The following is a 26,988-nucleotide window of genomic DNA, read 5'->3' as shown; positions in this document are numbered from 1 at the left end:
CTGCTTTTTTTATTTTATTCAGGTTTTTACTTTAACACAATTACTATTGCGGAAATCGCAAACAGCCCAAAGCATAGAAATAAAAACTTGAATATTGTTTTATTATTCTTAATTATTCTCTGTTCGGAATCATCCAATGCTTCTAAAAATTCTTTGTCCGACAAGGCATTTCTAGTTATCATAATTCCGAAACTATGTTTTTTATACAGTTCAGGTTTTGTTCTTTTTACAGAGTCTGATAATTTAAAAATATTCACTCCGTAATTAAGAATTCCGAGCAGCGCAATGCCCCAAAATATTACAGGACCATAAGCAGCAATTTTCTTGTCAAAAAAGAATAAAAGAACTATTTCGGCAATGATTCCTATTATGATTATAGTTGTATAAATTTTCTTCATCTTCTAATTGCAGGTAACGGTCTCGTATAACCGTCAGTTACGGGTTAAAGTACGCAAATTTTTCGGTTTAGCACAGACGTTAGCAATTCCGAGTGGATTCGGACGTAGTCGAATCCGCCGTAATTGCGGTTATACATTGTTGGCAATAGTTTTTTTGTTTTTATTCCGTTCATATTGCTCAATTTTAAAAATAATAATAATTAAAGGAAATAAAGTAAGAATCAATAAATTTCCAATTCCAGGGGAAAAGTCCTGAATCGGAAATGATAATGAATATAATGCTCCAAAAAAATAAAGAATTGAGACAACTAAATTCAAAATCAGAAGTGTGTTTCTCCAAATGGCTTTTTTAGTGAGTTGAAATCCTATTGTCAAAATCAGAATTGGTAGATAAAAGATAATCAGGTCAATTTCTTTAAACACAAAATTTTGTGTCCAATGTAATTCTTCCGTTTCGTATTGATTTCCGAAAGAGTAAGAGTAGGGAACGACTAAAATCAGAAATACAATGATATTCAGAACACAAACAGTTTTATTTTTCTTTATATAATTCCAGATTTTGTTTGTCATTTCAAATTATTGCCAACGTGTTTGTATATGGTTTGTTGCGTGATTTAGCACGTAATTTAGCAAATAAAAACCTAATAGAAAATCCGCGAGGATTTTCGTAAGTAGGCTAGAACTAGCAATAAATTATATACGGTGTTGTAAAACGTATTTATTTATTCATAAGTTGAGTTGCTTCCCAAACATATTGTTTTCCGAATTCTCCTAAATAACTAATGTAATTCCCATCTTTTGATATTACTACAAAACTACTGCAAGGATAATGATATTTAAAAAACAGCCTTTCAATTGTTCCTTCTGGGTCTTTGTGCCAAGTCAAAACACCATCATATTTTTCCAAACCATCTTTATCTTTATAAATGTAAAGCGGTTTAGTTTGAGCAACTTGATTTATTCCATCCTCTAATTGTCCGAACCAATTTCTCCTTGATTCTTTTGTAGCTGAACCACTTGAATTACAAGGGTCTTTTCCTGGATAATAAATTATAACTATTGGTTTTGTAGAATCTAATTCTTGATTTGTTTCTTTCTCAAGTAGTGATTCCAATAAAGCTCTATTTGTTATTTTTCCACGTTTTTCTCTTAAAGTCAATTTTTTATGATTTGTAGAATCTCCGGGAATATCTAATAATTTATTTGTTGAACGAATTCGGTTAAATTTAGATTTACTGATTTCTATATTATTCTCATCGAAATATTTTGTCTTGTTTCCAATTTTAGTAGTTGAACAAGAGCAAATTAAAATTCCGATTATAAATGTTAGCAGGACTTTTTTCATATGTTTTACAACGGTCTTGTATAACAATCAGTTGCGGGTTGGTTTAAAATTAAGATAGCAAAAATTACTGACTTTTATGCTTGCGCGATTGTGTCCGCAGGACACAAAACCGCAATTGTTGTTATACGTTGTTGCCAGTAGTTTTTTTTCTTAACAATATATTTAAATCAGTAAATAAATAGGCTCCTGCTATAGTAATACTTATCAACCCCAATTTTATTTCTCCATCAGGAAAAAGAGACGAAATAGCTAAAATTATAAGTCCGATGCATATAGGATAAGTAAAAATTCGAGTCAGTATTTTTATTAAAGTCCATTCTTTTCCCCTTTTTTTATCTAAAATTTCCAAATCTAAAAACTCAATAATATATTCAAGCTGGTTTTGTTTTTCAAATTTGTACACGCCTTTAATTAGGATAATTGATAGAGCTAAGATCACTACAAAAATTAAAATAAATCTCCAGTTTTTTAAAATTTCAAAATCATTTATAATAGGAATCAAAAACAAGATTGAATATGGAAGAAATATAATTATATTCAAGATTTTACCAATAGGATTTATTTGGTCTGAAATATTAATTAAATGATTTTCATTATTAAATTCAAATGTGAAAACTGGATAAATAGTCTTATTCCAAAAACCTTGTTTCCAATATTTTATTTCGTTCGTACTGATTTTTCCTTTTTTCCGAAAGTCTCGGTTAATTACATTTTTTAGATGCTTACTAAAAGTATTTTCTTCTTCTAGTTCAATTAATTCTTCAACTTCTTTTTTAGTAATTTCCATTTTTCTTTCAAATTACTGGCAACGGTTTTGTTTATCTTTTAGTTGTGGGAATTTAGGAAATGAAGATAGTAAAAAGAAATGACTTCGACGCGCCATCGTCTGTGTCCGCAGGACACAAAGCCACGATTGAAGATAAACGTTGTTGGTTAAAGTGCTTTTGCGTCCAGATTATCGATTCCACTTTATCGTTTCTTAAGTTCTTTGTCAGCCGAGTTTTAATTCTCTTTTGAAAACGTATTTTAGTTTTACTTTTTCTCCGCAAAGTTTTGAAAAATAGAGTAGTGCTGAGAAATTTTTATCCGCAACAATTTATCGGTTTCGGTTCCTCGAGTTTGAGTAAGTTTTTTAGCTGAGTTCAAATTTTCTTTAGGATTTTTAATTATCTCTGCGCAAAGTTTTTCAAAACAGCTTTTCTTCTGAGTGATTTTTTATCCGTTTAGATTCGTCAAATTTCTTTAAGTTTTCGTCCGAGAAAGAGATTGTTTTGGAAATGAAACTTGAAGTTTACCACGCTGTAATTATGCATTTTTACCAACGGTCTTGTTTATCTTTCAGTTGTGGAAATTAGAAAATGAAGATAGTAAAAAGAAATGACTTTGACGCGTAAGCGTTCGTGTCCGCAGGACACGACACCACGATTGAAGATAAACGTTGTTAGCTAAAGTACTTTTGCATAAGGATTGTCGATTCCACTTTATCGTTTCTGAGCGTTTTAATCAGCCGAACTTTAATATTTTTTTGAAAACGAATTTTACTTTTTCTCCGCAAAGATTTTAAAAATAGAGTAGTGCTAAGAAAATTTTATCCGCAAAGATTTATCCATTCCAATTTATCGAACCGAGTAAGTTTAAGTCCATCGAGTTCTAATTTTTTTATTTAATTTTTAATTTCTCCGCGCAAAGATTTTCAGTCAATTTAATCCGTTTCTGCTTTGCGAATTGAGTGAGTTTTCCATTAAACTTTGAGTTTCAGATTTGAGGTAAAACTCGAAAAAAAAACACAATCTTCAATTGAACTCGCTGATTTTTGTTTCGTATTTTAGCTAACGTGTTTGTGTATGATTTCGTTACGGGAAAATCCAGCGGATTTTTCCGATTAAGAACGAAAGATAGCAAAAATGATTGGAATTTCCGCGAGGAAATTCCGCCGTAATGAATTATACACGTTGTTAGCTTTTAGTGCTTTTATAATTCATTCCGCTTTTTGTTTTTCGGTCAGCATTTTATTCCAATTTCTTTAATTTCCGTTTTTAGTTCATTCGTAAACTTGCTCAAATTCCGACCGTTTTTTAATTCAGGTTTGAGTGAGTAATTCCAGCGTTATTATTCCACTTCCGATTGCGCAAACAAGCTAAAAAGTCAACCGTAATTCAATTCAGAGTTTGAGTAAGCAATTCCGCTGTTGTTTTTCATTCCACGTTTGAGTGATAATTCCGAAAATTTTCAAATTCCGCACACAGTTTTTCTGATTTATCTACCTTAAAATTCTAAAAAAAAATCGAAAAATAAACCAGGCTTTTTTCAAACCGCAAACTTGCTCCAGCATTAAAGCTAACGGTCTCGTATAACCGTCAGTTATGGGTTAAATTAGCGATTATTTTCGGATTAAACACAAGCCTTAGCAATTCCGAGTGGATTCGGACGAAGTCGAATCCGCCGTAATTGCGGTTATACATTGTTGCCATTAGTTTTTTATATTTCATAGTAATCTCCATCTTCCCAAGTTTTAGTTCCGATAAATTCTCCGCAATAATTATATTTTTTTATTTGTCCGTCTTTATCATAATTTTTTCCGTGATTAAAAATCCAGATTTCATTTCCAACAATTTTTATCCGATTAAATTTTCTTGTATCAGAAGCGTCCATTGAGCTTATAAAAACTGATTTTTTCTCAAAAACCTGATTCCCATTTTGGTCAATAATTCGGTCAGTCACAATTACTTTTTTATGTCTTAAAGTCCAAAATAAAAACTTACGCTTCTTTTCAATTCGTTCAGTTTTCAGAGTTACGTTTTCAATTCCGCAATCTTTTTTTTCAGTCAAGCGCGTGTTTTGTATTTCAGTCGTTTTTATTTCACTATTCAGATTAAAGATTAGGTAAGTCAGACTTAATGATATGGCAAATATTGATTTCAGGACTGTGGTTTTAAATTAATGGCAACGGTCTCGTATAACCGTCAGTTACGGGTTAATAAGCGTTAATTTTCGGTTTGGCACAGACGTTAGCAATTCCGAGTGGATTCGGACGTAGTCGAATCCGCCGTAATTGCGGTTATACATTGTTGTAGCACGTTTTTTTATTTTATATTTTCAATGAATTCAGTCGGATTTCTTAAAAATCTGTCCGCGTCTGAATCTTTAACTAATTCCGCTAAATTTTGAATTTTCGGTTCGCACAAATTCCCTTTGTCGTCCATTAAAATCCATTCGTTTCTGTCGCATAAATCCAATATTGATTTTATAAAATTCAGAGTTGAGTCGGTTAAGTCAGTCCGAAATCGAAAATCCTCAATGTAATTTTCTTTGTCGTTAAAATCTATGCTTAAATCGTGGTCAAATTCCGCTTTTTCTGTTTTCCAACTTGTTCCGCCATTCCATTCCGCACGAGTGATTATTTTGTCAATGTCTTTTCTCAGTTCCACAATATCAATTTCAATTCCTTTCCACCATTTTGTTGAAATCGCATCTTTAAATTCAGGTTCTGGCGTATCGTTCAATTCCATATCGTAGTTTTCCCAATACTTTTCCCATTCAGCGTGCTTAATTTCGAGTTGTTTTGGTATTCCGCCATATTTTTCTTCAATCGGCTTTTTTGGAAGTACAAATGTTAGAAATTGGTTTATTGCCATTGGGTTTTCTTAAATGTGCTACAACGGTCTTGTATAACCGTCAGTTACGGGATTAAAGTTAATAATTTTCGGTTAAGAACTGACGTTAGCAATTCCGAGTGGATTCGGACGTAGTCGAATCCGCCGTAATTGCGGTTATACATTGTTACCACACGTTTTTATTCAAATGTTGATTCCAATATAGATTTTTCAATTTTCTGTTTGTCAGTTTCATTGTCATAAACTGCTGCAATTGAGAATTCCTTTCCTTGAATTTCACTAACATAATAGTCAGATGTATATGAGTAATTCTGTTCTGTGTAATTAGTAGTTTTACTTATTAAATAAAATTTCGTTTGGTCAATAACTACTTCACTAACACTTACATTCACAATTATTTTCGGGTCATCATTTTTCGGATTTACTTTGAAATATTCGCCGAGTTTTTCAGCATAGCCTTTTAAAGTAAACCTTTCAATATTTCCATTTCCTTTGTAACTCGCTAAAACAATATTTATTTGTGTGGAATCCGATTTAGCTATCGAGAAAAGAATCTTGTCATCAGTCGAAAGCGTAGTTCCGTCATTTTGTTTTTTTACATATTCTTCTCCTGTTTTTCTGTCTTTTTCAAAGTTGTCAACTCTCGAAATATATTCAGATGGTTTAATGTAATTCCAAATTTGGTTTTCAATTCGGTAGCTATTTTGTCCAAAAGAGTTAAAGCTAAATGCTAATAAGCAAATAAGTAAAATATTTTTCATCATTGTTTTGTCAAATGTGTGGTAACGGTCTCGGCTATGAACAGTTGGGGGTTTTACGCCCTAACTTTTCTGTTTAGCACCGACCTTTGTTTCTATGTTTATAGTTTCGTTTTATCACTTTCGCCCCAATTGTTTATAGCCATTGTTGCCCACAGTTTTTTTATTCGTTATCGTAATAATTAATTGTTTCTAAAAGTTGTTTTTCGAAATTGTAGATGTCGTCCACAGTTTCTATTTTTTCCCGACTTTCGTTTTTGTCTTGGTCAAAAAGGCTTATATATTTTGTTCCACCGTTTAAGTGAAGTCGGCAAATTGGTTTTCTATTATTGTCGTCCAATAAAATCCCAAAATAAGATTGTGTGTCTCGGTGAACAATTCTTTCTTTTCCAATTTTTCTGCGAAGAATAGCAACAACTATTTGATAGGCTTCCATTTCTTCTTCGGTAGTTTCTACTTTGCTTTTGGGTTCTTCCACAATTTCTTCTTCGGCTTGTTGTTTTTCCTGTTCTTTGTTTAAAGCCGAGTTTAGTCTGTCGTTTACTTTTTCACTAATTGTTTGATTGAATGCTTTTGAAACGATTTCTGTAAATTCTTCCATTACCTTTGAAGTCAAACGTCCACCATAAGCTCTATTGGCAAAAAGTTTTACAAATTCTTGCGAAGGTTCGGAAAGTTCTTGGTCAATTAACGATTTTACTTCACGAGTGTATTTTAAATTACTTGCATTATCGACAATTTTTGAAACGTCAAATTTTGATTTATGAAATTTCTCAATTTCCTTAACTGAACTTTCTTTTAGTTTGGTAATGTCAAATTCCAAAAATGGTTTTTCATCCATTTTGTTCGTTTCTTCCAAGTCGGTATAAAATCGGTATTGAACTCCGTTTGTCAAAAGTGCGAAACGGGTTTTTGTTACGTGAAAATATCTAAAAAGTTGGGAATTATGAACATCTAAATTTTGTTTCCAATGTTTGCACTCAACAATTAAAATTGGTGTTTCGTTTTGAAAGATTGCATAATCAACTTTTTCGCCTTTTTTCAGTCCTAAATCCGCTGTAAATTCAGGAACGACTTCGGTCGGGTTGAAGGTGTCGTAACCTAAAATATTAATAAATGGAAGTGTAAAAGCGTGTTTTGTTGATTCTTCCGTGTCGATTTTGTCTTTTAGTTGTTCGACTTTATCTGCAAGTCCTTTTAGTTGGTTGTATAATTCCATAAATTATTTTGTTTCGATTTTTTTCTGCGTTTTTTTTCAAATTGTGGGCAACGGTCTCGTATAACCGTCAGTTACGGATTTAAAGTTAATGATTTTCGGTTTAGCACAAACGTTAGCAATTCCGAGTGGATTCGGACGTAGTCGAATCCGCCGTAATTGCGGTTATACATTGTTGTACCCAGTTTTTTATCAGGTGAAATCATATCCTTCGTTTTCTAAAATTTCCTTTTCGTTTCTTCTTTTAATTAGTCGATTTAAAGTTCCGTTTTCAGTTCCTTTTCTCCGAAAATGTCCAGTATTCTCGTCAATTAGTCGATTAATTATTTTGTCACTTATTTTGTTAATGAACAAAAAGTTAAATGAATCCTTTATTACAATCCAAGGTGTTAAAAGAATTCCACGTCTTGACCACCAACCAGCGAAAAAAGTAATAAATATTGCTTTTAATTTTGCTTTTTTTCCGCAACTTAAACACAATATTTTTTCATTCCGTGTGTCGTTTGCAAAAAGTATAACAGAAACAACTTTATTAATTTCAAATCCATAAAGGCGGTCTTTTTTTTCAGAGCATTTTGGGCAATTCAGATTTTGGATTTTCTTGATTAGAGAATCGCGTTCAATTCCGTCGTAAGTTTTGGTTTCAGTTTCTACCCAATTAATTAAGTTTTTGTCAAGATTCCTTTTCTCAATTTCCTCTTTTAAAATTCCGAGAACTTCTTTTCTTAAACCTTTCGATTCTTTTTTCGCAATATTCTCAATTTTTGAATCGGAAAATCCTTTGTAGTTTTCTCTTATTTCTTCGACACTATACATTCAGTTTGCGTTCTGGTTAAATTGGGTACAACGGTCTCGTATAACCGCAGTTACCGATTTAAAGTTACTTAATTTTTGGATTAAACACCGACGTTAGCAATTCCGAGTGGATTCGGACGTAGTCGAATCCGCCGTAATTGCGGTTATACATTGTTAGCTACCGTTTTTACATCTTTTTTTCTGTTCGTTTCTTAATTCATTTCTTAATTCATTTCCTCTTTTTAATTCAATACTATCTCTTTCTCGACTGAATAAATAAATAGTTTGAAAATTTAATAAAGCTTTTTTTTCTCCACAATAACTTATATCTCTTCCAGCTCCGCGATTTCCAATACTTTTTCCATTTTCATCATAGATTTCTACGTTGTCTAATTTAATTTCATTGCCTTTTGAAGAAGTGTAAATTGTATAAGTCGTATCAATTGTAATGTTATTTTTCCATTTCCACCAAGAGTGAATTTTTGGTTTGTTTTCAATTCCAGTGACAACATAAATATTTTGTGGTTCACCAGACGTGTGAATTACAATTTTTTTTGTCAATTGATAAATAGTTAGTCCCAAAATCACCCAAATTGATAAGCATATATTGTTTTTAAATCGGTTTGAATAATTTTTAAAAATAAAGTTCAAAACAAAAATTATAATGCTTATTCCAATTAAAATTATTGTTCCGCCCCAACTTGGAATCAAAAGAATTATTCCTACTACAAGTAAGAACCAAGCGGTCATTTTTAAAAAATTAGTTTTCTTATTCAATTCAGGATTTTTTTCAAATGGTAGCTAACGTTAGCGTATAAATTTCAGTTGCGGAAAATCGGTACGATTTTCCGATTGAGACTGAAAGATAGAAAATTGCAATGAATTTCCGCAGGAAATTCAGCCGCAATTGAATTTATACATTGTTGTACTGCGTTATTTTTTCAATTCCACTTCGTAATTCAGATTCCAACCATTGTCGGTTTCTCTCTGTATTAATTTAAATTTCTCTATTTGGCTTTCCGATTCAAATTCATAATTCCAGTTATTTTTAAGTTGGATTTTGTCTTTTAAAATCGGAAATATTCGTTTTTTAATTGAGTCAATAGCAATTTGCTCCATATTTTCTTGGTTTAAGTCAAAATACCAACTCGCTGAAACATTAAAAATTTGATTTGATTTTCTGTTCGCTGAAAAAAATACTATTCCGTTTAATGAGGAATGATTTCCAAGTTCGATTGATAAATTGTCATCGGTAGTCAAATAGTCCGTAATTAGATATTCGTAGCCTTGATAGTCCATATTTGGGTCCATCCGATACGAAAGTGTTGAATCTAATTCAGATGTTTTTTGTCCAATTCTCAAAATCGGTTTTCCATTATAAATTAAACTCAAAGGTTTATAAATTCTTATGCTATCAAATTTTTCTGCACTATAAATTGAGTCCAAAATAATTTGATTTCGGTCTGTTTTATTTTCAGCATTTTTTCTGTCATTTTGTTTGCAAGAAACGACCAAAATCAAAACTGTCAAATATATTGTTATGCTCGATTTCATAATGCAGTACAACGGTTCGTATAACCGTCAGTTACGGGGTAGTACGCGTTAATATTCGGTTAAGCACTGACGTTAGCAATTCCGAGTGGATTCGGACGTAGTCGAATCCGCCGTAATTGCGGTTATACATTGTTAGCAAACGTTTTTATTTATCGGTTCAATTATTACTTTTTTCATTCCACTTAAAATATTCAATTCCATTAGTTTTCTGATAGCCCAATAAAAAGGGAATAGCAATAATCCCATACATCCATTTGAATAATAGCGAAAACTATTCCCTTCAAAATTTTTATTCCAATAGACTTTTGACATATAATGTTCTCCATTCAAGAAGAAGTCTTTACTCGACCAGCCTTTTTCAAGTGCAGGTTCAAGAAACTCATTCAGCCGTTGCTTTTCCGTTTTGTTAAATTCCGCTTCCCAAAATTCTCCAGACCAACCTTTCGTTTTAGGATTATAGAATTGGACATCTCCGATTTTTTTCCAATCCTCGTCAGGATATATAAAGTCAAATCTTGTCTCGGTCAGATTGTGAGTCAAACTATAAATTCCAATTTCTCCAACTTGAGTTTTATCCTCAATTTTGAAATCAGAAATCGGTTTAAATGTTGATTCTATGTATTCTTTCCAATCTTTCACTCAAATGTTTGCTAACGGTCTCGGCTATGAGTAGTTGCGTGGTTTAGCAGTTAACTTTGCAAGTACACACCAAACTAAAAATCCGCGAGGATTTTTAGAAGTAGGCGAGAACAAGCAATTACTTATAGCCATTGTTGTGCATAGTTATTTTATAAAGTCATTTTCAATTTTTTCAAACATCGTTAAGGTGTTATCAACATATTTTCTGGCTGTACCAGATGATGACTGTTTGAAAATATTAATCCTTTCTTTGATATCTTTGATTTCAGGTTCCTCTTTTCCTTCTGGTTTTATAATCTTAAACCAATTTAAATTTGTGTGAGTTATATTTCCACATTTTAAAGTAGTTTTTTCTTCAAATAAAATTTTATCAAGACGCTTTAAGTCCTTTCCTTCTTTGATTTTCGCTATATAGTTGTCAATGCTATTATGGGCAACAACCCCCATATAATTTACATCTTCCTCCATTAAGTAAGAATCAATAATTGGTTGTCCAAAGTAAATTTGTTCTGTTTTATTTAAACTTATTTCTCCGTGAGCAATAGCACCTTTTAAAGGAATTTGTTTTTTAAACGCACCTGTGAAAACCCATCGAGTAGCTAATAAAAAATAAATCAAATTATCAAGACTATCATTTTTTGAGAAAATCACAATCGAATCAGAGAAGCTTACAACATAAACTTCTGCATCATTAAATACATTTGAAACCTTATCTAAATCCACCGCTTTTTCAACAAGTTTTTTACTTTTTGATATTTGATTTAAAGTTTGATAAATATCTTCGTGAGATTTTCTCATTACCATATCTTTAAATCCTAAAATATCTAAAAAAGCAACAAATCGCGAGTCCGTAGGTTTCCAGTTAGTCTTTTCTTGTTTTTTTGTCATTTGGTTGATCTAATTATGCACAACGAGTCGCAGATATGCTTCGTTGCGGAAAACGTGCCACGTAAAGTTTACTTTAAAGTGGTAGAAGTTTTAAGAGCAACGAACAAAAGAAAAACCAATTGCGTAGCAATGAAACATATCTGATGTTATCTGCTGTTATTTTAACCGCAAACTAGCTTTTTTATCGGTTAAAAACAAAGATTGAATTAAAAATGAATATTAATAATAAGCAAACAATTATGGATTTAAAATTAAAAATTAGTGTTTCACCTAGTGAAACACCATTATCTAAGAATCAAGTACAATTGATTAATGAACTTTACAATGTCGTAAAAGACAAAAATCTAAAAGACAGTAAAAGAGCATTAATGTTATTATGTGAAAATTTAGATGCTAAATCAACTATTAATTAATTGTATTATTTTTTCGTATGATTCATAAGTTCTAATTAAAGAACTACTAGTTTGAATAATAGTGGTGTCACTATCATCAACCGTTTGACTTATATATTCGATTTTATCGATAATAATTGTAATTTTTTGATTATTTGTGCCAGTAACCTCAATTGTTCTCATTATTTTAATTTTTTAATTAATATTAAGTCAAGGCGTAGCCTTGCAAGGTTTTTCTTTTGGTATCTGCGACTCGTTATCAGCAATTAGAAAATCGGGTAGCCTTTTTGTTGGCAAAAATGCGGATTTTCGTATCAATTCCGAAACACGCACCGAAATAAGCGTGGCGCAGTTGAGGTGCTGTGTTGAGGTTTGTTATTGCTGATAACGGTCTCGTATAACCGTCAGTTACGGGTTAATATGCGTTAATTTTCGGTTTGGCACAGACTTTAGCAATTCCGAGTGGATTCGGACGTAGTCGAATCCGCCGTAATTGCGGTTATACATTGTTGGCATTAGTTTTTTATTCATTTTTCCCATACCATCGCGTGTTATCATTGTAGTCGATTTGACTATTTTTATAAGTTCTAAAAATAATTTTTATAGATGTTTCTTTTAGTCGATTTTTTATAGAGTCTATTTGAGATTGAGTTATTTTCTTGTCAGCGATTAAGTTGAATCTTAAAAATTTTTTTAGTTCGTTTCTTGTGTCATTTTTAAATTTTATTACATCTTTTTCTAAATTTTTCAAGTCAGAAGCCGAGTCAGTTTTTACGACTAGTTTTTTATTTTTAAACCCTGCATAGATGTTAAAGTTTAATCTTTTAGGTTGACTTAAGCTCTTTAGTTGTTCTTTGCTTTTAGGTAATTCTATTTCCAAATCGATAGCCTTTTTTAAAAAATCAAATGCATTTTTAGCTTTCCTCAATTCAGGAAGTTGAATTATGGTGTCCCCTAAAAGTTTAAGATTTAAAAGTTCGTTTGATTTATTTAAATTATATGAATACGTTAATTTCTTTTTATTAGTAAATCCGTTTATGCCGGTTAAGTGAATTTTGTCTTTATTAACTTTCCATAGTGCAGAAGATTTTCCAAGTTTATCATAAATAAAAAGCGAGTCTTTATAAAACTGAAACTCAAAAAAACCATAGTTGTCATCACTATTTGAATACCAATTTCCAATTAGTTTTTCTTTCTGTTTTGTAGAAGTACAACTAAATATGAAAATTAATGAAATGTATGTTAAAATGTTCTTCATTAAATTAATGCCAACGGTCTTGGTTATGATTTCGTTGCGGAAAAATCCGCAGGATTCTTTCCGTTTGAGAAACTAATTTAGTAAAAAATCTGGAATTTTCGGTAGAAAATTCCGCAGCAATGAATTATAACCGTTGTTACCTTTTTTTGCGACACGTTCTGCTTGGCACGCTCTGCTATTCTATCAATGGTGGTTATTTTTTAGGGGTTGCTTTTAATTTTCCGCTAGTTCTAATGTTTTTATAGAAAACGGGTTTTTATTTTTAGGGTTTAAATCAGCGTTGTGCTTTTTAAGTTTTTTCCGTTCTGCATTTTTTTCAGCGTTTTGCTATTCAAATCCACGTTATGCTTTTGTTTATATTAGTTTTGTGCTATTCAAATCCACGTTGTGCTTTAGTTTTTATCCGCTAATCAAAATCATTTTATCAATATTTATCCGTTTTTCTTTTCAATCCGCTACTGTTTTAAAGATGTTGCAACTTTGGCAGGGTAGTGGAGTTTTTAAAGAGAAAAACAATCAATTTTATCCGCATTTTTTTTTCGGAGCAATTGAAGGTAACGGTCGTGGCTATGAGCAGTTGGGGATTTAACACCTAACTTTTCAGTTTAGCACTGACCTTTGTTTTATTTACGTTATTCTTAATTAAGCACCTAAACCCCAATTGCTTATAGCCGTTGTTGTATGCAGTGCTTTACTAATTTTCCAGCCAAGATAAACTAATAATTCTATCCGAAATTAGTTTGGATTTTATCAACTTATTTATTGAATGTTCAATATTTTTGAGAACTACAAATGAACCTTCGCTTGCCACTCTTTTTTTGTGCGATATTGAATGAGAATGTCTAATAATATTAAATAGATTCTCATCTCCATCTTGTAAACATTGTTCCATATCTTGAAAATTTGAAAGATTTATAATTGTCAAAGGCATTATCTTATGCTTATCACTTTCAATTTTGATATTCTCTTTTTTTAAAGATTTTTCAAATCTCTGTTTGAATGCAAAAGAAGCTAAACCAGAACTAAAAATTGGATCATTGAATATTAAAAGAGGAAATAGTTTCACTTTCCTATCAAAATCAAAAGCTTTGTCATTAATGTATTCTTTGTATTCGTGAAAAAGTTTTATTGTTTTTGATGCTAATTGGGTTAAGCCATAATCTTTATAGAATTTATCTAAATCAAGAGCATTGTAATCATCTATCGTTTTTACAGTTTTATATCCGTGAATTGTTGGTAGATAATTACTTTTAGCTTCGGCAAGGATAATATTACCTCTTTCTCGAATGTAATAATCTGCGTATTCGATTTCGTTACCACCATTAATTTTGAATTTCAAATCATCTGTAGTTCTAAATATAGTGCGCTTATTGTTGATAAATGAATTTTCTAATATTTCTTCAATAAATGGCTCGAAAAAAACAGAACCAATAAAATTTCCCCAATCAGTTCTATTGCATATTTTTTTTGGCTTTAAGTAGTCAAACCAGAAGTCGTTTATAAATAAGGCGTATGTTTTTTCAATAAGCAAGGTGTTGTCAAGAACTAAGTATGTGATAATTTCCTTTCCGTCTTTTCCAGCATTTTTATATAACGGACTTTTCTTAATATTCAGAAACTCAAATATCCGTAAATCTGTTTTATCTGGAAGTGGAATATTTTGCTTTTCACTTAATTTATCTAATATTTTGATAGCATCTTTTTCGGTCTTCTTGATATTAATGTAGCACAATTTTAATTTTTTATCATAGCTTTTGAAATACGAATACATTTGGTTTTTGAAAAAGTCAGATATGGTTTCCAGTCCAAATGTCTCATTCAAATATTTCCTCAAATGCTCTCCAAAAAATTCGTCATTGTCTATAGACTTAAATAAGCGCCAAGATTTGTAAAAAAGATTTATTGAATTTGATGTAGCGTAATGTTGATTGTGTGGTAATTCTTTGAACATAAAATATTCAAAGAAATTATCGCCTAATGTTTTACTATCATTTTCATTATATTCTTTGTCAAAGGATAGTATATTTTCGTTGGCAATCAATAAATATTTCAAAATCAATTCTCGATTTGCGATAGTGTATTCTGGTGTCTCTTCTGCGAAACCTTCGTGATTAATTATTTCTTGAAATGCATATAAACAGGTTACTCTCGAGAATAAATTATTATTTTTTGGTGTTTTGAGATACTTAAATATAAATTGAGTGCAATTAGATTGAGATGGATGATTTTGGTTATCAAGAAATAAGACCCTTAAACATTCCACTTGTGTTTCTCTTGAATCATCAAAATATGATTTCTCCATCGGTTTTAATCTTGAATTAATCGCCGATATTGTAGCGAGAACTTCTTCTTTTGGTAAAACTTTTAGGATTTCAATTGGTTTTTCGGGCGCATTTGAGGCGTAGAATTCTGAATACTTAATCAAATGTCCCATCATAGTTAAAGTGGTTTTCGCATTGCATACAACGGTCTTGTATAACAATCAGTTGCGGATTGGTTAAAAACTAAGATAGCTAAAATTACCGCCTTTTATGCTTGCGCGGTTGTGTCCGCAGGACACAAAGCCGCAATTGTTGTTATACGGTGTTGTGTGCTGGCGTTTTTAATAAGTTGATATTTTTCTTGTTCACTATTATTAAATAAAATAGTCAAATGGTCAGCCCAATATGAGTTAGTTCCATCTTCTTTTATTTCAAGTGCTGAAACCCATATTTTCTCAACTCCAAATTCGATTTGCCAAGTTTGAGGAAGTTTGGTATTTGTTTTTTCAGATTTAATAACTCGGTTATTTTTATATTCCTTTGTGATTCCCTCGCTAATGTCCCATAAAACAATAATTTCCGAGATTTCTTTTCCGATAAGTTTTGCCCAATTTTTATTTTCAGTCAGTTTGATTGTTTTAATTCCCTCGCGGATATTTATCTCGTTTAACTTTTCAAAACCAATTCCGTAACAGTAAAATTCATTATCCCATTTTATTTGAATCAGTTCATTATTATCCAGTCTAAAAATCACATTCATATCTACAGAGTGGATATCAGTAGAATGTTCCCAAAATTCAGAATCGGTTTTGTAATCCAACTCTTCATAATAAACTTCAATTATTTTGCGTCCGATAAAAGCCGAATTTATTCTGTGATAATATTTTAATTCTTTATCCATCATTTTTTGTCCGCTTGCACACAACGGTTTTGGCTATGGTTTCGTTACGGAATGGTACGCGAGTATCATTCCGACGTAACCATAAATTTAGCAAAAAGGCTTGAAATTCCGATTAGGAATTTCAGCCGTAATGAACTATAGCCGTTGTTGTACGCAGGTTTTTATTTTTTCGATTCTCTATATTTGTATTTCCCATCTTTAAAAACTAAAAAGTGAGACATACTCAAAACATCTCTATTCCCTTTAATTTCTGTAATTAAATACCATTTTTCGTTTTCAGAGGTTGTCAGTGGATTATTCCAATCAACTTCAATGAAATCTGGTTGTAGTTTTTGAACTTCGGTTAAATTTAGTTCAGCCTCAATATTGTCAGCCCATTCGATTGTGTCATTGTAGTAATCTTTACAACTGATAACAACTAAAAACAATAATAAAAAGATAAAATTCTTAAGCATACTAAATTTCATTCCAATCTATTATTTTTTATGAGCGAGTCCATTTCCGCTCGATATTTTTCTCTCCAGTCTTTTCCGTTTCTTTTATTCAGATACTTTTCAATTTCAGCGTTGTAAGCGTCAATTCCGCGTAATTGAGGTCCAGTAACAGTACAACCAACATTCGATTCGTGAAATCCATATTTTTCCTTTAGTCCAATGCAAGGAACTCCACAAGGCAATGGTTTTCCAACTGTCACGATTCTTGCTGAATTCCGCCAACTGTCAATCTTTCCAGTCAAATAATTGAATCGGTTAAAAAGTCCGAATTGCCAGAATAAAATTCCAACAATTAAGATTCCAATTCCGATAGTTATTTTCTTTTTACGTTTCATTGGTCAACTTGCGTACAACGGTCTCGTATAACCGTCAGTTACGGGTTAATATGCGTTAATTTTCGGTTTGGCACAGACTTTAGCAATTCCGAGTGGATTCGGACGTAGTCGAATCCGCCGTAATTGCGGTTATACATTGTTGGCATTAGTTTTTTATTCATTTTTCCCATACCATCGCGTGTTATCATTGTAGTCGATTTGACTATTTTTATAAGTTCTAAAAATAATTTTTATAGATGTTTCTTTTAGTCGATTTTTTATAGAGTCTATTTGAGATTGAGTTATTTTCTTGTCAGCGATTAAGTTGAATCTTAAAAATTTTTTTAGTTCGTTTCTTGTGTCATTTTTAAATTTTATTACATCTTTTTCTAAATTTTTCAAGTCAGAAGCCGAGTCAGTTTTTACGACTAGTTTTTTATTTTTAAACCCTGCATAGATGTTAAAGTTTAATCTTTTAGGTTGACTTAAGCTCTTTAGTTGTTCTTTGCTTTTAGGTAATTCTATTTCCAAATCGATAGCCTTTTTTAAAAAATCAAATGCATTTTTAGCTTTCCTCAATTCAGGAAGTTGAATTATGGTGTCCCCTAAAAGTTTAAGATTTAAAAGTTCGTTTGATTTATTTAAATTATATGAATACGTTAATTTCTTTTTATTAGTAAATCCGTTTATGCCGGTTAAGTGAATTTTGTCTTTATTAACTTTCCATAGTGCAGAAGATTTTCCAAGTTTATCATAAATAAAAAGCGAGTCTTTATAAAACTGAAACTCAAAAAAACCATAGTTGTCATCACTATTTGAATACCAATTTCCAATTAGTTTTTCTTTCTGTTTTGTAGAAGTACAACTAAATATGAAAATTAATGAAATGTATGTTAAAATGTTCTTCATTAAATTAATGCCAACGGTTTTGGCTATGGTTTCGTTGCGTGAAAATCCGCGAGGATTTTCGGCCGTAAACCGAAGATAGCAAATTTGCGAGGACTTTCCGAAAGGAAAGTCAGAAGCAATGAACTATAGCCGGTGTTGGCAACTGGCTTTTATTTACATTATTAATGCTTTATATATATCGTATCCATTGGCGATTAAAATCAATAAGAATAAAGTTACAAGTCCAAAATTTATTATAATTCCAATTATTTTCTTGAAAGTGTTAGGTTCTTTAATTCCTTTTAAAGATTTAATAAATCCGATAATGCTAACAATTCCAATTGCAAAAACTGTTAAGCCAATTAGTATAGATATAAAATTATATTTTAACACGTTAAGAAGTAGAGAAAGAATAACAATAATTAAAATTAGTCCAATTCCCAGAATTCCAAATTTGAAACCTTTGTGTGAATATGTATTAGTTTCCATTTTTAATTTCTTTAGGTAACGGCTCCAGTCCATTTAAATGGCAATAATCAATAAGTTCTGAAGTCAGTTGTCCGATTACATTTTTAATTTTTTCTTGTTGATTTAAAGACAGAAGAAGAGAAGCACTTCTCATACAAATTTCTCCGCCTGTTGAACTTTCAGCTATTTCATTTTCCAACTGGATTTGTTCTGTTTTAAGTCCGTTGTTTTTTAAAAGTGCAATAATTTCTTTTAAAATTTCTAAATGGTTTTTTGTCTGTTGAGTCATTTTTTCAGCTTGTTGCCAACGGTTTCGTATAACCGTCAGTTACGGGATTAAAGTTACTGTTTTTCGACTTAGCACAGACGTTAGCAATTCCGAGTGGATTCGGACGTAGTCGAATCCGCCGTAATTGCGGTTATACATTGTTACCCAACGTTTTTTATTCGGTTTCTGTATTTCCATTTGAATTGGATTCTTTTCCAAAATGAGTTCCATTCGTGTCTTATTCCGCCAAGTTCCCAATTCACGTCATATTTTTTTGACTTGTCACTTGCATAAGGTGGAATTCCAACTTTACAATGTAGCATTGGTTCGTTATTTTTTACTTTCTCATAATAGTCAGATTCAAGTGCTGATTTCGGATAATACCTAATATCAACAATCGTTTCGTTTTTCCGACTTTTATAAATTTCCAGATTAATGTCGTACAGGTTTTCGTAAATCGATTTTAATTCAGTTGTTGCTTTTTTTAGCGTTGCAGGTTTCTTTTTCCGATTTGCCTTGTTCCTTTCAAGTCTCTGGATTTTAAAATTTCGAGAGTCATTTTTGATTTCCGAAATTATGTAGCTCGTATTTTCCGAAATGTTATTCCAACAAGAGTTTCTTGCCATTTCTAATAGAGTGGAAGTAGCCTCTTTTAAATTCAGTTCAAGATTATTTTTCGTGACGTTCTTCAAAATGTTGGGTAACGGTCTCGTATAACCGTCAGTTACGGTTTTAAAGTTAATGATTTTCGGTTAAGCACAGACGTTAGCAATTCCGAGTGGATTCGGACGTAGTCGAATCCGCCGTAATTGCGGTTATACGTTGTTGGCAACTGGCTTTTTTCGTTTGATTTTTTTAGTTCCATTAATTTTGATTTCCAATTTTTTATGTTCAATCAGATTAGATTTTCTCGTTGTTAATCATCAACTTATTTTAGTCAACTACGATAAGTATTCATTGATTAAATAAATTAAAAATAAAGGAGATATAATCGATATTGCAAAATAAAAATATGAGAATATTTTGAACCTTAATGATAATTTCATTTTTCTTCGAATTATGATTTCCGTTCTGTTTTTAATCTGATACAGATAAAAATTAAACATTATCATTCCGACATCAATAATCAAAAACCATTTAGGTAAAAAAGAAAAATCAATTTGTAGAAAATAATAAACAAGAATTACAAAGAAAAAAATATTTGTAGACTGTACAGTTGAAATTATTATAATCGGAAAATATTGTGGTGTATCATCACTGTTTTTTTTCAAATTGTAATAATAGAGAAAGAGTTTGTCGTAAAATTTATATATTTTCTGCAATTACTTATCTAATATTTGGGTCAGTTTTTAGCTTGTTGCCAACGGTTTTGTGTATGGTTTCGTTGCGGAAAAATCCGCAGGATTCTTTCCGCCTGGCGAGAACCTTTGTAAATATACAGGAATTTTCCGATTGGAAAATTCCGCCGCAATGAACTATACACGGTGTTGTGTAACGTTATTTATATCCATATAATCTTAGAGTTCCATTGTCTTTTTCCAAATCAAAAACTCCAATTTTATTAATCAGATTTTCAATTTCAGAGATGTTTTGGTGATGTTCAAAAATTGTCTGTCGTGAAACTCGCTTATTATTGATCATTATCATTTTTTGAGGAAATTCAATCCATTCAATTTCTTTATATAAAATAGGCTCTATGAAAAAAGGACTGAAATCAACAATATTAAATTCAGTTTCCAAAATTTTTTCTCGCCCAATTAGTTTATAACGGATTAGTAAAGAATCAAATTTCTCAATTAGAATCTCTAATAGTTTTTCCCATTTTGAATTATTCATAAATGACGAAAAATTACTTTCACGAATTATCTTTTCAATACTTTTTTCAGTTAAAGTCATTTTCTCCATTCAGTTTTTCTAATGTTACACAACGGTTTCGTATAACCGTCAGTTGCGGGTTAAATTAGTTATTATTTTCTTTTATTCACTAGCGTTAGCAATTCCGAGTGGATTCGGACGTAGTCGAATCCGCCGTAATTGCGGTTATACATTGTTGCCACCAGTATTTTTTCAGTAAATCGGTCCATCAAATTTCACAATCGTTGTGTCGTTCTTCACAGTAAAGACAACCCAATGGTCTAACGAGCCTCCATTTGTATAATATCCGCCACCAGTTATTTCCTTTTTTCCGTCTGCACGAGTAAAAGTTAACGAGTAAGCTCCGTCAGTTTTATTTTTCTGCATCGATAAAAATTCAGTCACACTTTCATTCGGCTCGATTCGGTCAATTTTTATCACGTCCAGTTTTTCGGTCGTAGTAAATTCAACGTTTGTTATTGGTTCGCTTGAGTCATTTTTAACTTTCATTTCAATTCCGTTTTCTTTGAACATAAAACACGAGTTCAAAGTCAGAATTATCATTATTGCAAGCAGTTTTTTCATATTGGTGGCAACGGTTTGGGCTATGGTTTCGTTACGGAATGGTACGCGAGTATCATTCCGCCGTAACCATAAATTTAGCAAAAAGGCTTGAAATTCCGATTAGGAATTTCAGCCGTAATGAACTATAGCCGTTGTTGTAAGTAGTTTTTTATATTCCTCTCATTGTTTCGATTTTCGTACAAGAGTTCAGTTCTTTTTCATTCAAACAGCTCCATTTTCCACTATTCAGTTTTATATTCAATTCACTTTCACAATTTTTACAAGTAACAGAAATTTCGTTCAATTTCAATCCGTTTTTGAACCTTGTCAACTTGGTAGCTGTTTTTACGGATTTTCTATTGGTGTTTCCCAATAATACTAACTCATTTTTATTAGTTTTTAGGTCAGTCAGATTTGTTATTTCAAGTTTTGTTATTCTTGCGTTAATTTCTTCACTTTCCTGAATTCGTTCATTCCACTGATTTGTTATTTCCTCGACAGAAATCGGCTTATTGTCAAAGTCGTATAAAGAAATGGAATTCAAGTCAGATTTGGTGAAGTCCGTATCCGCAGTTTTACAGGAAATAATAGTAATAAATACTAATAAAATCAAGATTATTTTTTTCATAATATTTTGTTTTTAAATTACTTACAACGGTCCAGTATAACCGTCAGTTACGGGTTAATATGTGTTAATTTTCGGTTAAGCCCAGACGTTAGCAATTCCGAGTGGATTCGGACGTAGTCGAATCCGCCGTAATTGCGGTTATACATTGTTGCCATTAGTGCTTTTTTCCGTTTTTATTAATTTTTCAATCGTTTTTATGTCGTCTTTTTCGTTTCTCAAAATTCTTTTCCTATTGTCGTATTCAAAGTCGTAATAAGAAATTTTAATCAATTCTATTCCGTTTTTTGGTAGAAGTTCGTCACGTCTTTGGTCATATATTTTCCGTTGTTCGCCTCGATGAACTCCGCTCACAGTCAGTTTATTTGGCTTATCAAAAAAGTTTACGCTTTCCGTGTGTTGTCTTTCTCTGTACTCAACTACAAGATTTAATTCTTGATAATAAGCGTCAACGGGTAATTTGGCTGAAATTCCATTTGAATTTGGGTCGCCCAACAAAAAGTCAAATTTATGCTGTCTCGATGCTTTAGAATTTAAAACTCTGTCGCATAAGTCAATCACATATTGTTCGTCCGAATTTGTCGTTTTAGTAACTGACTTTTTCTTAGATATCAGCTTTTTAGTCGGTTTTCGTTCTGATTGGAAAGTCCCGTTTTTTAAGGATACCAAAGAACCTTGTCGGTCAAAAATATTCGGATAGTTTCTTGTTCGTCCGTGAATTTGAAATGCACTAATTTCCGAACCATCTTTTTTCTGATACCACTTATTTTTATTCAATTCCGTTGCGATTTCGTTAGTCGACATAGATGTGCCTTTTTCTTTAAGCAGTTTTTCTATCGCAGCGTGTAGTGTCATTCAGATTTCAGTTTTTTCGGCATTAATGGCAACGGTCTCGGCTATGAGTAGTTGCGTGGGTTAGCACTTAACTTTGCAAGTACACACCAAACTGAAAATCCGCGAGGATTTTCAGAAGTAGGCGAAAAAAGCAATTACTTATAGCCATTGTTGTAGAGCGTTTTTTTATTCCATTTCTTCTATCGGTATTTGATTTTTTGAGTTTCTTATCAAAACTGCATAATCAATAAAGTCCGTTGTCGGTTTATCTTTCAATGATTTTCCATTACTTTTCTTTAAAAATAGTTTGACCTCTATCAAATCTGTTCCATTTTTATATGGAGAGTTTTCACTGTTCAGTTTAAACAAGGTAATATCCGATAGTTTTGTTTTTTTTAGGTTTTTTATACCCTTAAAATATTCTTTCCAATAATCTCCGATTCCGTAACCTTTTTCAGTGGTAAATGTTTTGTAGTTTCCTTTTTTGTCATAAATTTTATCCCAAAGTACCTCACTTTTGGTCAAGTAACCCATAACGGATATTACTTTGTTCCTATCGTAAACATTTTGTTCAATAATTCTTGTAAAGAAAGAAGGATAATTTTTTTCACGTTGTTTTTCTATATGAAAGAAACCATACTTGAAAAACTGTTTTTCATTTTCTAAATTTAAAATACCCTTTAAGTACACATAGTTGTCAAATATTATTTTTTCTCGACCTTTTTCTCTGTGAAAATTATATTTGATATTTTCTAGAATGTGATGAAAACTTATGGTATCTGTAATCTGGCTGGAATAAACGCTTTTGTTTTCTTCGTAATCGTTTATGAAGTTTTTTAGAAGTTCAGTCGTTACTGTATCACGAGTACTGAAATTTATTTTTTTGTTTTCAAATTTTGTTTGAAGTTCTTTTTTTAGTTTCCAATTTTGAACTTTATCGGTCAATAGTAAAATATGTTTTATGGGAAATTCATATTCGGCAATGGCATCAAAACCAAGAACTTTTATAGGATTTTCGGGGTAAGTCTGATTTAATTCTCTCAAATTTTTCCAATGCTCAAATGTTTCAATTGTTCCTTCTTGATTAACAATGGTTTGAAATGCTAGTGTCAATTCTTTTAGAAGCTCTTCGTTTCCCGTTTCTAAATATTGTTGAAAGAAAAATGCTTGACTATAATTTGTTTCGGGAATGTAGTAGTCTATTAAATTCTGTTTTTTTAAGTTTTTAATTAGTAAAATTTCAGCGTCATAAGTTTTAGCACTTCCGTGATAAGCACCAAATCCAATGATGTTAAAATCTTTTTGTGGAAATTGAAATTCGGTTGAAGTTAAATCAAATCGATTGTCGTTTAAATATTCCTTTTTTGACTGTCCAAAAGTTAGAATAGTTGAAATGCTAAAAAGGAGAATTAAAATTTTGTTCATTAATTTTTGTTTTGTTTTCGTTAGTCAAAATGCTCTACAACGGTCTCGTATAACCGTCAGTTACGGGATTAAAGTTAATAATTTTCGGTTAAGCACTGTCGTTAGCAATTCCGAGTGGATTCGGACGTAGTCGAATCCGCCGTAATTGCGGTTATACATTGTTGTGCATAGTATTTTTTATTTCAATTCCAATTTCTTTTAATTTTTCTAAAGTCCATTCTCCTATTCGATACTGTTTTAAAGTCAGATGAGATTCTTTGTCTTTTACATCAAGCTTTAAGTAAGGATTATTTTTTCCACTTGGAATTAATTCAGCTGTAATTTCAGCATTATTGAATTGATGCGATTTAAATTTTCCGTTTTCTTGCCACTTTAATTCAGTTGTGGTTTCTGATATGAAGATTGAGTATAAATATATTGTCGGACGAAATATAAATTGAATTGCTAAAATCAAACCCATTGTTAATCCAGCCAAAATAATTGCAATAATATAATTGCTTTCCAAGTTTGGGGTAACTATCACAAATATTATTGATGCAATAAAGAGAATCAAAAACATTGAAAAAAACGACTTGAAAATAAATCCGAAAAAATTTATAGGTTCAATTTCTAATTTTAATTTTTTAGAGTTCATTTTGGATATTATGCACAACGGTCTCGTATAACCGGCAGTTACGGGATTAAAGATAATGTTTTTCGATTTAGTACTGACGTTAGCAATTCCGAGTGGATTCGGACGTAGTCGAATCCGCCGTAATTGCGGTTATACATTGTTAGCTACAGGTATTTTTTCTTTAATTGTTCAATAATCTCTTTATAAACTTGTTCAAATTCCATGTTGTCATTTTTCACATATTTATTCAAATAATCATAAACTATTCTTGAATTTTTCGGTTGGTGGTTAATTTCATCTTCGCCAATTCTTTGCCCATAATTCAATTCCAATATTTTAGCTGTAATTCCACGAACCATAATTTCGTCAATATCGTGGTATTCGTTCTTAAATTTTTCTTGATTTACTAATGAATCAAATTCTTTGTCGTAATATTTTTTGAATAACGCATCTGTGTAAATGTGACTATTTTCGTGAATTACGATTCTTCTGTAGTCATCGTTCCATTTTAGTTTCAGCTGTTTTATAGAATCATTTGGTTCTTCACATAAATAAGTTATGAGAAATAACCTTTCACTTTCTGGGTTGTTTGTGAATGTTATAGCTTTATTGGTAATTCTATTTAATGGGTCAAACAATATTTTCAGATTTGTTTTTCTGTCCGTTCTGTAAAATTGATTTAGCTTTTCCGTTATTCTGTTTGATTTTATAGAATCTGTAAATGGTTTAAAATTCACATTGTAATTATTTTTAAAACCAATTGTTTTTTTGAAATCAATTAATAGTTTTGAGAGAGAATCGATGTTTTTTCCATACCAACCAAATTGTTTGGAAAGTTCATTAATATTTAGACTGTCTTTTGGTTTTAAATTTTTGTCAAGACAAAGTGCTATAGTTGACAAATCTGCATTCCATTCGTCTCCATTTCCGATTTTTTGAACTAATGGATGATTTTTGAATTTTTTGTAAATCTCAAAATTTGTTTTGTAAAAATCCGTTTTACAAGGTCTTAAATTCACGTCGATACTGTCCTCAAGAGCCAAAAAATAAGCAACTCTCAATAATTCAACTCTATCGTCTATTGATATTGAAATTGAGTTTTCTTTTTTTTCAATCCGAGGTTTTTCTTGTTTGCAACTTATTAAACAAGAAACCAAAATTATTAATATGTACGTGATTTTTTTCATACTTGTAGCTAACGGTCTCGGCTATGAGTAGTTGCGTGGTTTAGCACTTAACTTTGCAAGTACACACCAAACTGAAAATCCGCGAGGATTTTCAGAAGTAGGCGAGAACAAGCAATTACTTATAGCCATTGTTGTAAGCAGTTTTTATTCCTTTATAAATTTAGCTTGACACGGTTCAATACAAGGGTAATTTATAATTAAAGTATTTCCATTCTGTTCAAATGTGAAGTCATAGTCAGGATTGTTACAGTCAGCTGAATTAAAACTCATTTCAGAGTTTGAGTAAGTTCCTGAAGTTGAATTGTCAGAGGCAATTGACATATCACACAAATTTCCATTTGAAGTTATTGTTCCGTTATTTTCAAAGGTTATAATTTTCTCGCTTTCAACAGAATTAAATGTTCCACTTCCATCTCCTGGATCAATTAGTACTTCTATTAATTTCCAATTTCCGATTAATTCAGTATTTGAGTCCGAATCGTCATCATTATTACAAGATGACAAAATTCCAACCGTTAATAAAATGAATAACAATTTTTTCATACTTAGTCTTTTTATTTAGATAATAAAATTTTCATTTGGTTGCGTCAAATTGCTTACAACGGTCTCGTATAACCGTCAGTTACGGGTAAATATACGTGTTTTTTCGGTTTAGAACTGACGTTAGCAATTCCGAGTGGATTCGGACGTAGTCGAATCCGCCGTAATTGCGGTTATACATTGTTGCCAGTAGTATTTTATTCAACTGTCTTTTCGATTAGTTTTAATTCTCCGTTTTCAATTTTCCAATGTTCGTAATATTCTTTGTCCTCCGAATTATGTCCAATAACAAATCGTTCAGTCAATTTTGGAATTCCGTTTGTCAATTCATAAACGTCTCGTCCGTGTTCGCAACAACCGTTTCTCCAAGTCGAATTAATTTGTTTTTTTTCGTAATCAAATTCAGGCGAAGTTATTTCTCCGTAATCTTTGTTTTCTTCAAAGAGTTCATTTGTCGGATTATAAATCCAAAATAGAAAAGGAACATTCGGTCCAGCTGGAAGAAATTCCATTAGCCTAAAATCCATTTTTCCGTCAAAATCCATATCCTCAATTGCGAAAAGTTGGTCGTTTGGAAATGTTTTGCTGAAATAGTTTTCGCTCGGTTTTATTGTTTGCTTTAAGATTCCATTTTTCAGAACCTCAATTTTAGTTATTTCACAGTCAGTTTTTCCGCATTTTTTTGTCAGACAAAATTCAAATTCCGCATCTGAAAACTTTATTATTTCTTGTGAATAAAGTTCAAACGAAAACAGAATTATTAATATTAGCAGAATTTTTTTCATATTACTGGCAACGGTCTCGTATAACCGTCAGTTACGGGTTTAAAGTTAATGATTTTCGGTTAAGCACTGACGTTAGCAATTCCGAGTGGATTCGGACGTAGTCGAATCCG

General features: G+C 31.5%; 32 protein-coding genes. 1 reads left to right on the top strand and 31 read right to left on the bottom strand.

What is annotated here, in order from left to right; genetic code table 11:
- Positions 1 to 26 precede the first annotated feature (26 nt).
- From R3L15_RS09655 to R3L15_RS09595, 13 genes are all read right to left on the bottom strand, one after another.
- Positions 27 to 398: a hypothetical protein gene (locus R3L15_RS09655; protein WP_338731386.1), complete on the bottom strand. Its 372-nt coding sequence runs from the start codon at positions 396 to 398 to the stop codon at positions 27 to 29.
- 129 nt (positions 399 to 527) lie between these two features.
- Entirely contained in the window at positions 528 to 968 is a 441-nt protein-coding gene (locus R3L15_RS09650) for a hypothetical protein (protein WP_338731385.1), read from the bottom strand.
- 148 nt (positions 969 to 1,116) lie between these two features.
- On the bottom strand, positions 1,117 to 1,743 hold the full coding sequence (locus R3L15_RS09645; protein ID WP_338731384.1) for a hypothetical protein: 627 nt from the start codon (positions 1,741 to 1,743) through the stop codon (positions 1,117 to 1,119).
- A 121-nt stretch (positions 1,744 to 1,864) separates the two neighbouring features.
- Positions 1,865 to 2,530, bottom strand: coding sequence for a hypothetical protein (locus tag R3L15_RS09640; protein WP_338731383.1), 666 nt, complete (start codon positions 2,528 to 2,530; stop codon positions 1,865 to 1,867).
- Positions 2,531 to 4,221: 1,691 nt separating this feature from the next.
- On the bottom strand, positions 4,222 to 4,572 hold the full coding sequence (locus R3L15_RS09635) for a hypothetical protein (RefSeq protein WP_338731381.1): 351 nt from the start codon (positions 4,570 to 4,572) through the stop codon (positions 4,222 to 4,224).
- A gap of 254 nt (positions 4,573 to 4,826) precedes the next feature.
- A complete protein-coding gene (locus R3L15_RS09630) occupies positions 4,827 to 5,378 on the bottom strand; it encodes a hypothetical protein (RefSeq protein WP_338731380.1) in 552 nt (183 codons plus the stop codon).
- 158 nt (positions 5,379 to 5,536) lie between these two features.
- Positions 5,537 to 6,121, bottom strand: coding sequence for a hypothetical protein (locus R3L15_RS09625; RefSeq protein WP_338731378.1), 585 nt, complete (start codon positions 6,119 to 6,121; stop codon positions 5,537 to 5,539).
- 157 nt (positions 6,122 to 6,278) lie between these two features.
- Positions 6,279 to 7,334 carry a type I restriction endonuclease gene (locus R3L15_RS09620; RefSeq protein ID WP_338731377.1) on the bottom strand — a complete coding sequence of 352 codons (1,056 nt, stop codon included), beginning with the start codon at positions 7,332 to 7,334 and terminating at the stop codon, positions 6,279 to 6,281.
- A gap of 189 nt (positions 7,335 to 7,523) precedes the next feature.
- Positions 7,524 to 8,147 carry a hypothetical protein gene (locus R3L15_RS09615; RefSeq protein ID WP_338731376.1) on the bottom strand — a complete coding sequence of 208 codons (624 nt, stop codon included), beginning with the start codon at positions 8,145 to 8,147 and terminating at the stop codon, positions 7,524 to 7,526.
- Positions 8,148 to 8,300: 153 nt separating this feature from the next.
- The gene (locus R3L15_RS09610) at positions 8,301 to 8,903 is read right to left on the bottom strand and encodes a hypothetical protein (protein WP_338731374.1); all 603 of its coding nucleotides are present in this window, start codon (positions 8,901 to 8,903) and stop codon (positions 8,301 to 8,303) included.
- A gap of 156 nt (positions 8,904 to 9,059) precedes the next feature.
- Positions 9,060 to 9,680 carry a hypothetical protein gene (locus tag R3L15_RS09605; RefSeq protein ID WP_338731373.1) on the bottom strand — a complete coding sequence of 207 codons (621 nt, stop codon included), beginning with the start codon at positions 9,678 to 9,680 and terminating at the stop codon, positions 9,060 to 9,062.
- 132 nt (positions 9,681 to 9,812) lie between these two features.
- Positions 9,813 to 10,319: a hypothetical protein gene (locus R3L15_RS09600; protein WP_338731372.1), complete on the bottom strand. Its 507-nt coding sequence runs from the start codon at positions 10,317 to 10,319 to the stop codon at positions 9,813 to 9,815.
- Between the two features lie 144 nt (positions 10,320 to 10,463).
- Positions 10,464 to 11,207: a hypothetical protein gene (locus R3L15_RS09595; protein WP_338731370.1), complete on the bottom strand. Its 744-nt coding sequence runs from the start codon at positions 11,205 to 11,207 to the stop codon at positions 10,464 to 10,466.
- A 212-nt stretch (positions 11,208 to 11,419) separates the two neighbouring features.
- Here R3L15_RS09595 and R3L15_RS09590 point away from each other — a divergent pair, with 212 nt between their 5' ends.
- A complete protein-coding gene (locus R3L15_RS09590) occupies positions 11,420 to 11,620 on the top strand; it encodes a hypothetical protein (RefSeq protein WP_338731368.1) in 201 nt (66 codons plus the stop codon).
- Between the two features lie 502 nt (positions 11,621 to 12,122).
- On the opposite strand, the gene R3L15_RS09585 is transcribed toward R3L15_RS09590, so the two are convergent.
- From R3L15_RS09585 to R3L15_RS09500, 18 genes are all read right to left on the bottom strand, one after another.
- On the bottom strand, positions 12,123 to 12,857 hold the full coding sequence (locus tag R3L15_RS09585) for a hypothetical protein (RefSeq protein WP_338731362.1): 735 nt from the start codon (positions 12,855 to 12,857) through the stop codon (positions 12,123 to 12,125).
- Positions 12,858 to 13,551: 694 nt separating this feature from the next.
- Entirely contained in the window at positions 13,552 to 15,294 is a 1,743-nt protein-coding gene (locus R3L15_RS09580; protein WP_338731367.1) for a hypothetical protein, read from the bottom strand.
- A gap of 92 nt (positions 15,295 to 15,386) precedes the next feature.
- Positions 15,387 to 16,022, bottom strand: coding sequence for a hypothetical protein (locus R3L15_RS09575; RefSeq protein ID WP_338731365.1), 636 nt, complete (start codon positions 16,020 to 16,022; stop codon positions 15,387 to 15,389).
- 158 nt (positions 16,023 to 16,180) lie between these two features.
- Entirely contained in the window at positions 16,181 to 16,486 is a 306-nt protein-coding gene (locus R3L15_RS09570; RefSeq protein WP_338731364.1) for a hypothetical protein, read from the bottom strand.
- Positions 16,483 to 16,848, bottom strand: coding sequence for a hypothetical protein (locus R3L15_RS09565; RefSeq protein ID WP_338731363.1), 366 nt, complete (start codon positions 16,846 to 16,848; stop codon positions 16,483 to 16,485). Before R3L15_RS09565 ends, R3L15_RS09570 begins: the two co-directional genes overlap by 4 nt.
- 153 nt (positions 16,849 to 17,001) lie before the next feature.
- Positions 17,002 to 17,736: a hypothetical protein gene (locus R3L15_RS09560; RefSeq protein ID WP_338731362.1), complete on the bottom strand. Its 735-nt coding sequence runs from the start codon at positions 17,734 to 17,736 to the stop codon at positions 17,002 to 17,004.
- 153 nt (positions 17,737 to 17,889) lie between these two features.
- Entirely contained in the window at positions 17,890 to 18,204 is a 315-nt protein-coding gene (locus R3L15_RS09555; RefSeq protein WP_338731361.1) for a hypothetical protein, read from the bottom strand.
- A complete protein-coding gene (locus R3L15_RS09550) occupies positions 18,194 to 18,472 on the bottom strand; it encodes a hypothetical protein (protein WP_338731360.1) in 279 nt (92 codons plus the stop codon). Before R3L15_RS09550 ends, R3L15_RS09555 begins: the two co-directional genes overlap by 11 nt.
- 140 nt (positions 18,473 to 18,612) lie before the next feature.
- Positions 18,613 to 19,143, bottom strand: coding sequence for a hypothetical protein (locus R3L15_RS09545; protein WP_338731358.1), 531 nt, complete (start codon positions 19,141 to 19,143; stop codon positions 18,613 to 18,615).
- An 805-nt stretch (positions 19,144 to 19,948) separates the two neighbouring features.
- Positions 19,949 to 20,347, bottom strand: a complete 399-nt coding sequence (locus R3L15_RS09540) for a DUF6678 family protein (RefSeq protein WP_338731357.1) — start codon at positions 20,345 to 20,347, stop codon at positions 19,949 to 19,951.
- 171 nt (positions 20,348 to 20,518) lie between these two features.
- Positions 20,519 to 20,890, bottom strand: a complete 372-nt coding sequence (locus tag R3L15_RS09535; RefSeq protein ID WP_338731356.1) for a hypothetical protein — start codon at positions 20,888 to 20,890, stop codon at positions 20,519 to 20,521.
- A 148-nt stretch (positions 20,891 to 21,038) separates the two neighbouring features.
- Positions 21,039 to 21,497 (bottom strand): hypothetical protein, encoded by a 459-nt coding sequence (locus tag R3L15_RS09530; protein ID WP_338731355.1) that lies wholly within the window; start codon positions 21,495 to 21,497, stop codon positions 21,039 to 21,041.
- A gap of 138 nt (positions 21,498 to 21,635) precedes the next feature.
- Positions 21,636 to 22,349 (bottom strand): hypothetical protein, encoded by a 714-nt coding sequence (locus R3L15_RS09525; RefSeq protein ID WP_338731354.1) that lies wholly within the window; start codon positions 22,347 to 22,349, stop codon positions 21,636 to 21,638.
- Positions 22,350 to 22,514: 165 nt separating this feature from the next.
- Positions 22,515 to 23,753: a hypothetical protein gene (locus R3L15_RS09520; protein WP_338731353.1), complete on the bottom strand. Its 1,239-nt coding sequence runs from the start codon at positions 23,751 to 23,753 to the stop codon at positions 22,515 to 22,517.
- A 151-nt stretch (positions 23,754 to 23,904) separates the two neighbouring features.
- Positions 23,905 to 24,387: a hypothetical protein gene (locus R3L15_RS09515; RefSeq protein WP_338731352.1), complete on the bottom strand. Its 483-nt coding sequence runs from the start codon at positions 24,385 to 24,387 to the stop codon at positions 23,905 to 23,907.
- 143 nt (positions 24,388 to 24,530) lie between these two features.
- Positions 24,531 to 25,553 (bottom strand): hypothetical protein, encoded by a 1,023-nt coding sequence (locus R3L15_RS09510; protein WP_338731350.1) that lies wholly within the window; start codon positions 25,551 to 25,553, stop codon positions 24,531 to 24,533.
- A gap of 144 nt (positions 25,554 to 25,697) precedes the next feature.
- The gene (locus R3L15_RS09505) at positions 25,698 to 26,087 is read right to left on the bottom strand and encodes a lipocalin family protein (protein ID WP_338731349.1); all 390 of its coding nucleotides are present in this window, start codon (positions 26,085 to 26,087) and stop codon (positions 25,698 to 25,700) included.
- Between the two features lie 203 nt (positions 26,088 to 26,290).
- Positions 26,291 to 26,878 carry an XAC2610-related protein gene (locus tag R3L15_RS09500; protein ID WP_338731348.1) on the bottom strand — a complete coding sequence of 196 codons (588 nt, stop codon included), beginning with the start codon at positions 26,876 to 26,878 and terminating at the stop codon, positions 26,291 to 26,293.
- Positions 26,879 to 26,988 lie beyond the last annotated feature (110 nt).

The sequence above is a fragment of the Mangrovimonas cancribranchiae genome (assembly GCF_037126245.1).
GTDB lineage: Bacteria > Bacteroidota > Bacteroidia > Flavobacteriales > Flavobacteriaceae > Mangrovimonas > Mangrovimonas cancribranchiae.
This window is presented reverse-complemented; position numbering and strand designations above follow the sequence as displayed.

Coding starts and splice junctions, on each gene's coding strand:
- R3L15_RS09655 (WP_338731386.1), bottom strand. CDS start 398: ATGAAGAAAATTTATACAACTATAATCATAATAGGAATCATTGCCGAA.
- R3L15_RS09650 (WP_338731385.1), bottom strand. CDS start 968: ATGACAAACAAAATCTGGAATTATATAAAGAAAAATAAAACTGTTTGT.
- R3L15_RS09645 (WP_338731384.1), bottom strand. CDS start 1,743: ATGAAAAAAGTCCTGCTAACATTTATAATCGGAATTTTAATTTGCTCT.
- R3L15_RS09640 (WP_338731383.1), bottom strand. CDS start 2,530: ATGGAAATTACTAAAAAAGAAGTTGAAGAATTAATTGAACTAGAAGAA.
- R3L15_RS09630 (WP_338731380.1), bottom strand. CDS start 5,378: ATGGCAATAAACCAATTTCTAACATTTGTACTTCCAAAAAAGCCGATT.
- R3L15_RS09625 (WP_338731378.1), bottom strand. CDS start 6,121: ATGATGAAAAATATTTTACTTATTTGCTTATTAGCATTTAGCTTTAAC.
- R3L15_RS09620 (WP_338731377.1), bottom strand. CDS start 7,334: ATGGAATTATACAACCAACTAAAAGGACTTGCAGATAAAGTCGAACAA.
- R3L15_RS09615 (WP_338731376.1), bottom strand. CDS start 8,147: ATGTATAGTGTCGAAGAAATAAGAGAAAACTACAAAGGATTTTCCGAT.
- R3L15_RS09605 (WP_338731373.1), bottom strand. CDS start 9,680: ATGAAATCGAGCATAACAATATATTTGACAGTTTTGATTTTGGTCGTT.
- R3L15_RS09595 (WP_338731370.1), bottom strand. CDS start 11,207: ATGACAAAAAAACAAGAAAAGACTAACTGGAAACCTACGGACTCGCGA.
- R3L15_RS09590 (WP_338731368.1), top strand. CDS start 11,420: ATGAATATTAATAATAAGCAAACAATTATGGATTTAAAATTAAAAATT.
- R3L15_RS09585 (WP_338731362.1), bottom strand. CDS start 12,857: ATGAAGAACATTTTAACATACATTTCATTAATTTTCATATTTAGTTGT.
- R3L15_RS09580 (WP_338731367.1), bottom strand. CDS start 15,294: ATGATGGGACATTTGATTAAGTATTCAGAATTCTACGCCTCAAATGCG.
- R3L15_RS09575 (WP_338731365.1), bottom strand. CDS start 16,022: ATGATGGATAAAGAATTAAAATATTATCACAGAATAAATTCGGCTTTT.
- R3L15_RS09570 (WP_338731364.1), bottom strand. CDS start 16,486: ATGAAATTTAGTATGCTTAAGAATTTTATCTTTTTATTATTGTTTTTA.
- R3L15_RS09565 (WP_338731363.1), bottom strand. CDS start 16,848: ATGAAACGTAAAAAGAAAATAACTATCGGAATTGGAATCTTAATTGTT.
- R3L15_RS09560 (WP_338731362.1), bottom strand. CDS start 17,736: ATGAAGAACATTTTAACATACATTTCATTAATTTTCATATTTAGTTGT.
- R3L15_RS09555 (WP_338731361.1), bottom strand. CDS start 18,204: ATGGAAACTAATACATATTCACACAAAGGTTTCAAATTTGGAATTCTG.
- R3L15_RS09550 (WP_338731360.1), bottom strand. CDS start 18,472: ATGACTCAACAGACAAAAAACCATTTAGAAATTTTAAAAGAAATTATT.
- R3L15_RS09540 (WP_338731357.1), bottom strand. CDS start 20,347: ATGACTTTAACTGAAAAAAGTATTGAAAAGATAATTCGTGAAAGTAAT.
- R3L15_RS09535 (WP_338731356.1), bottom strand. CDS start 20,890: ATGAAAAAACTGCTTGCAATAATGATAATTCTGACTTTGAACTCGTGT.
- R3L15_RS09530 (WP_338731355.1), bottom strand. CDS start 21,497: ATGAAAAAAATAATCTTGATTTTATTAGTATTTATTACTATTATTTCC.
- R3L15_RS09525 (WP_338731354.1), bottom strand. CDS start 22,349: ATGACACTACACGCTGCGATAGAAAAACTGCTTAAAGAAAAAGGCACA.
- R3L15_RS09520 (WP_338731353.1), bottom strand. CDS start 23,753: ATGAACAAAATTTTAATTCTCCTTTTTAGCATTTCAACTATTCTAACT.
- R3L15_RS09515 (WP_338731352.1), bottom strand. CDS start 24,387: ATGAACTCTAAAAAATTAAAATTAGAAATTGAACCTATAAATTTTTTC.
- R3L15_RS09510 (WP_338731350.1), bottom strand. CDS start 25,553: ATGAAAAAAATCACGTACATATTAATAATTTTGGTTTCTTGTTTAATA.
- R3L15_RS09500 (WP_338731348.1), bottom strand. CDS start 26,878: ATGAAAAAAATTCTGCTAATATTAATAATTCTGTTTTCGTTTGAACTT.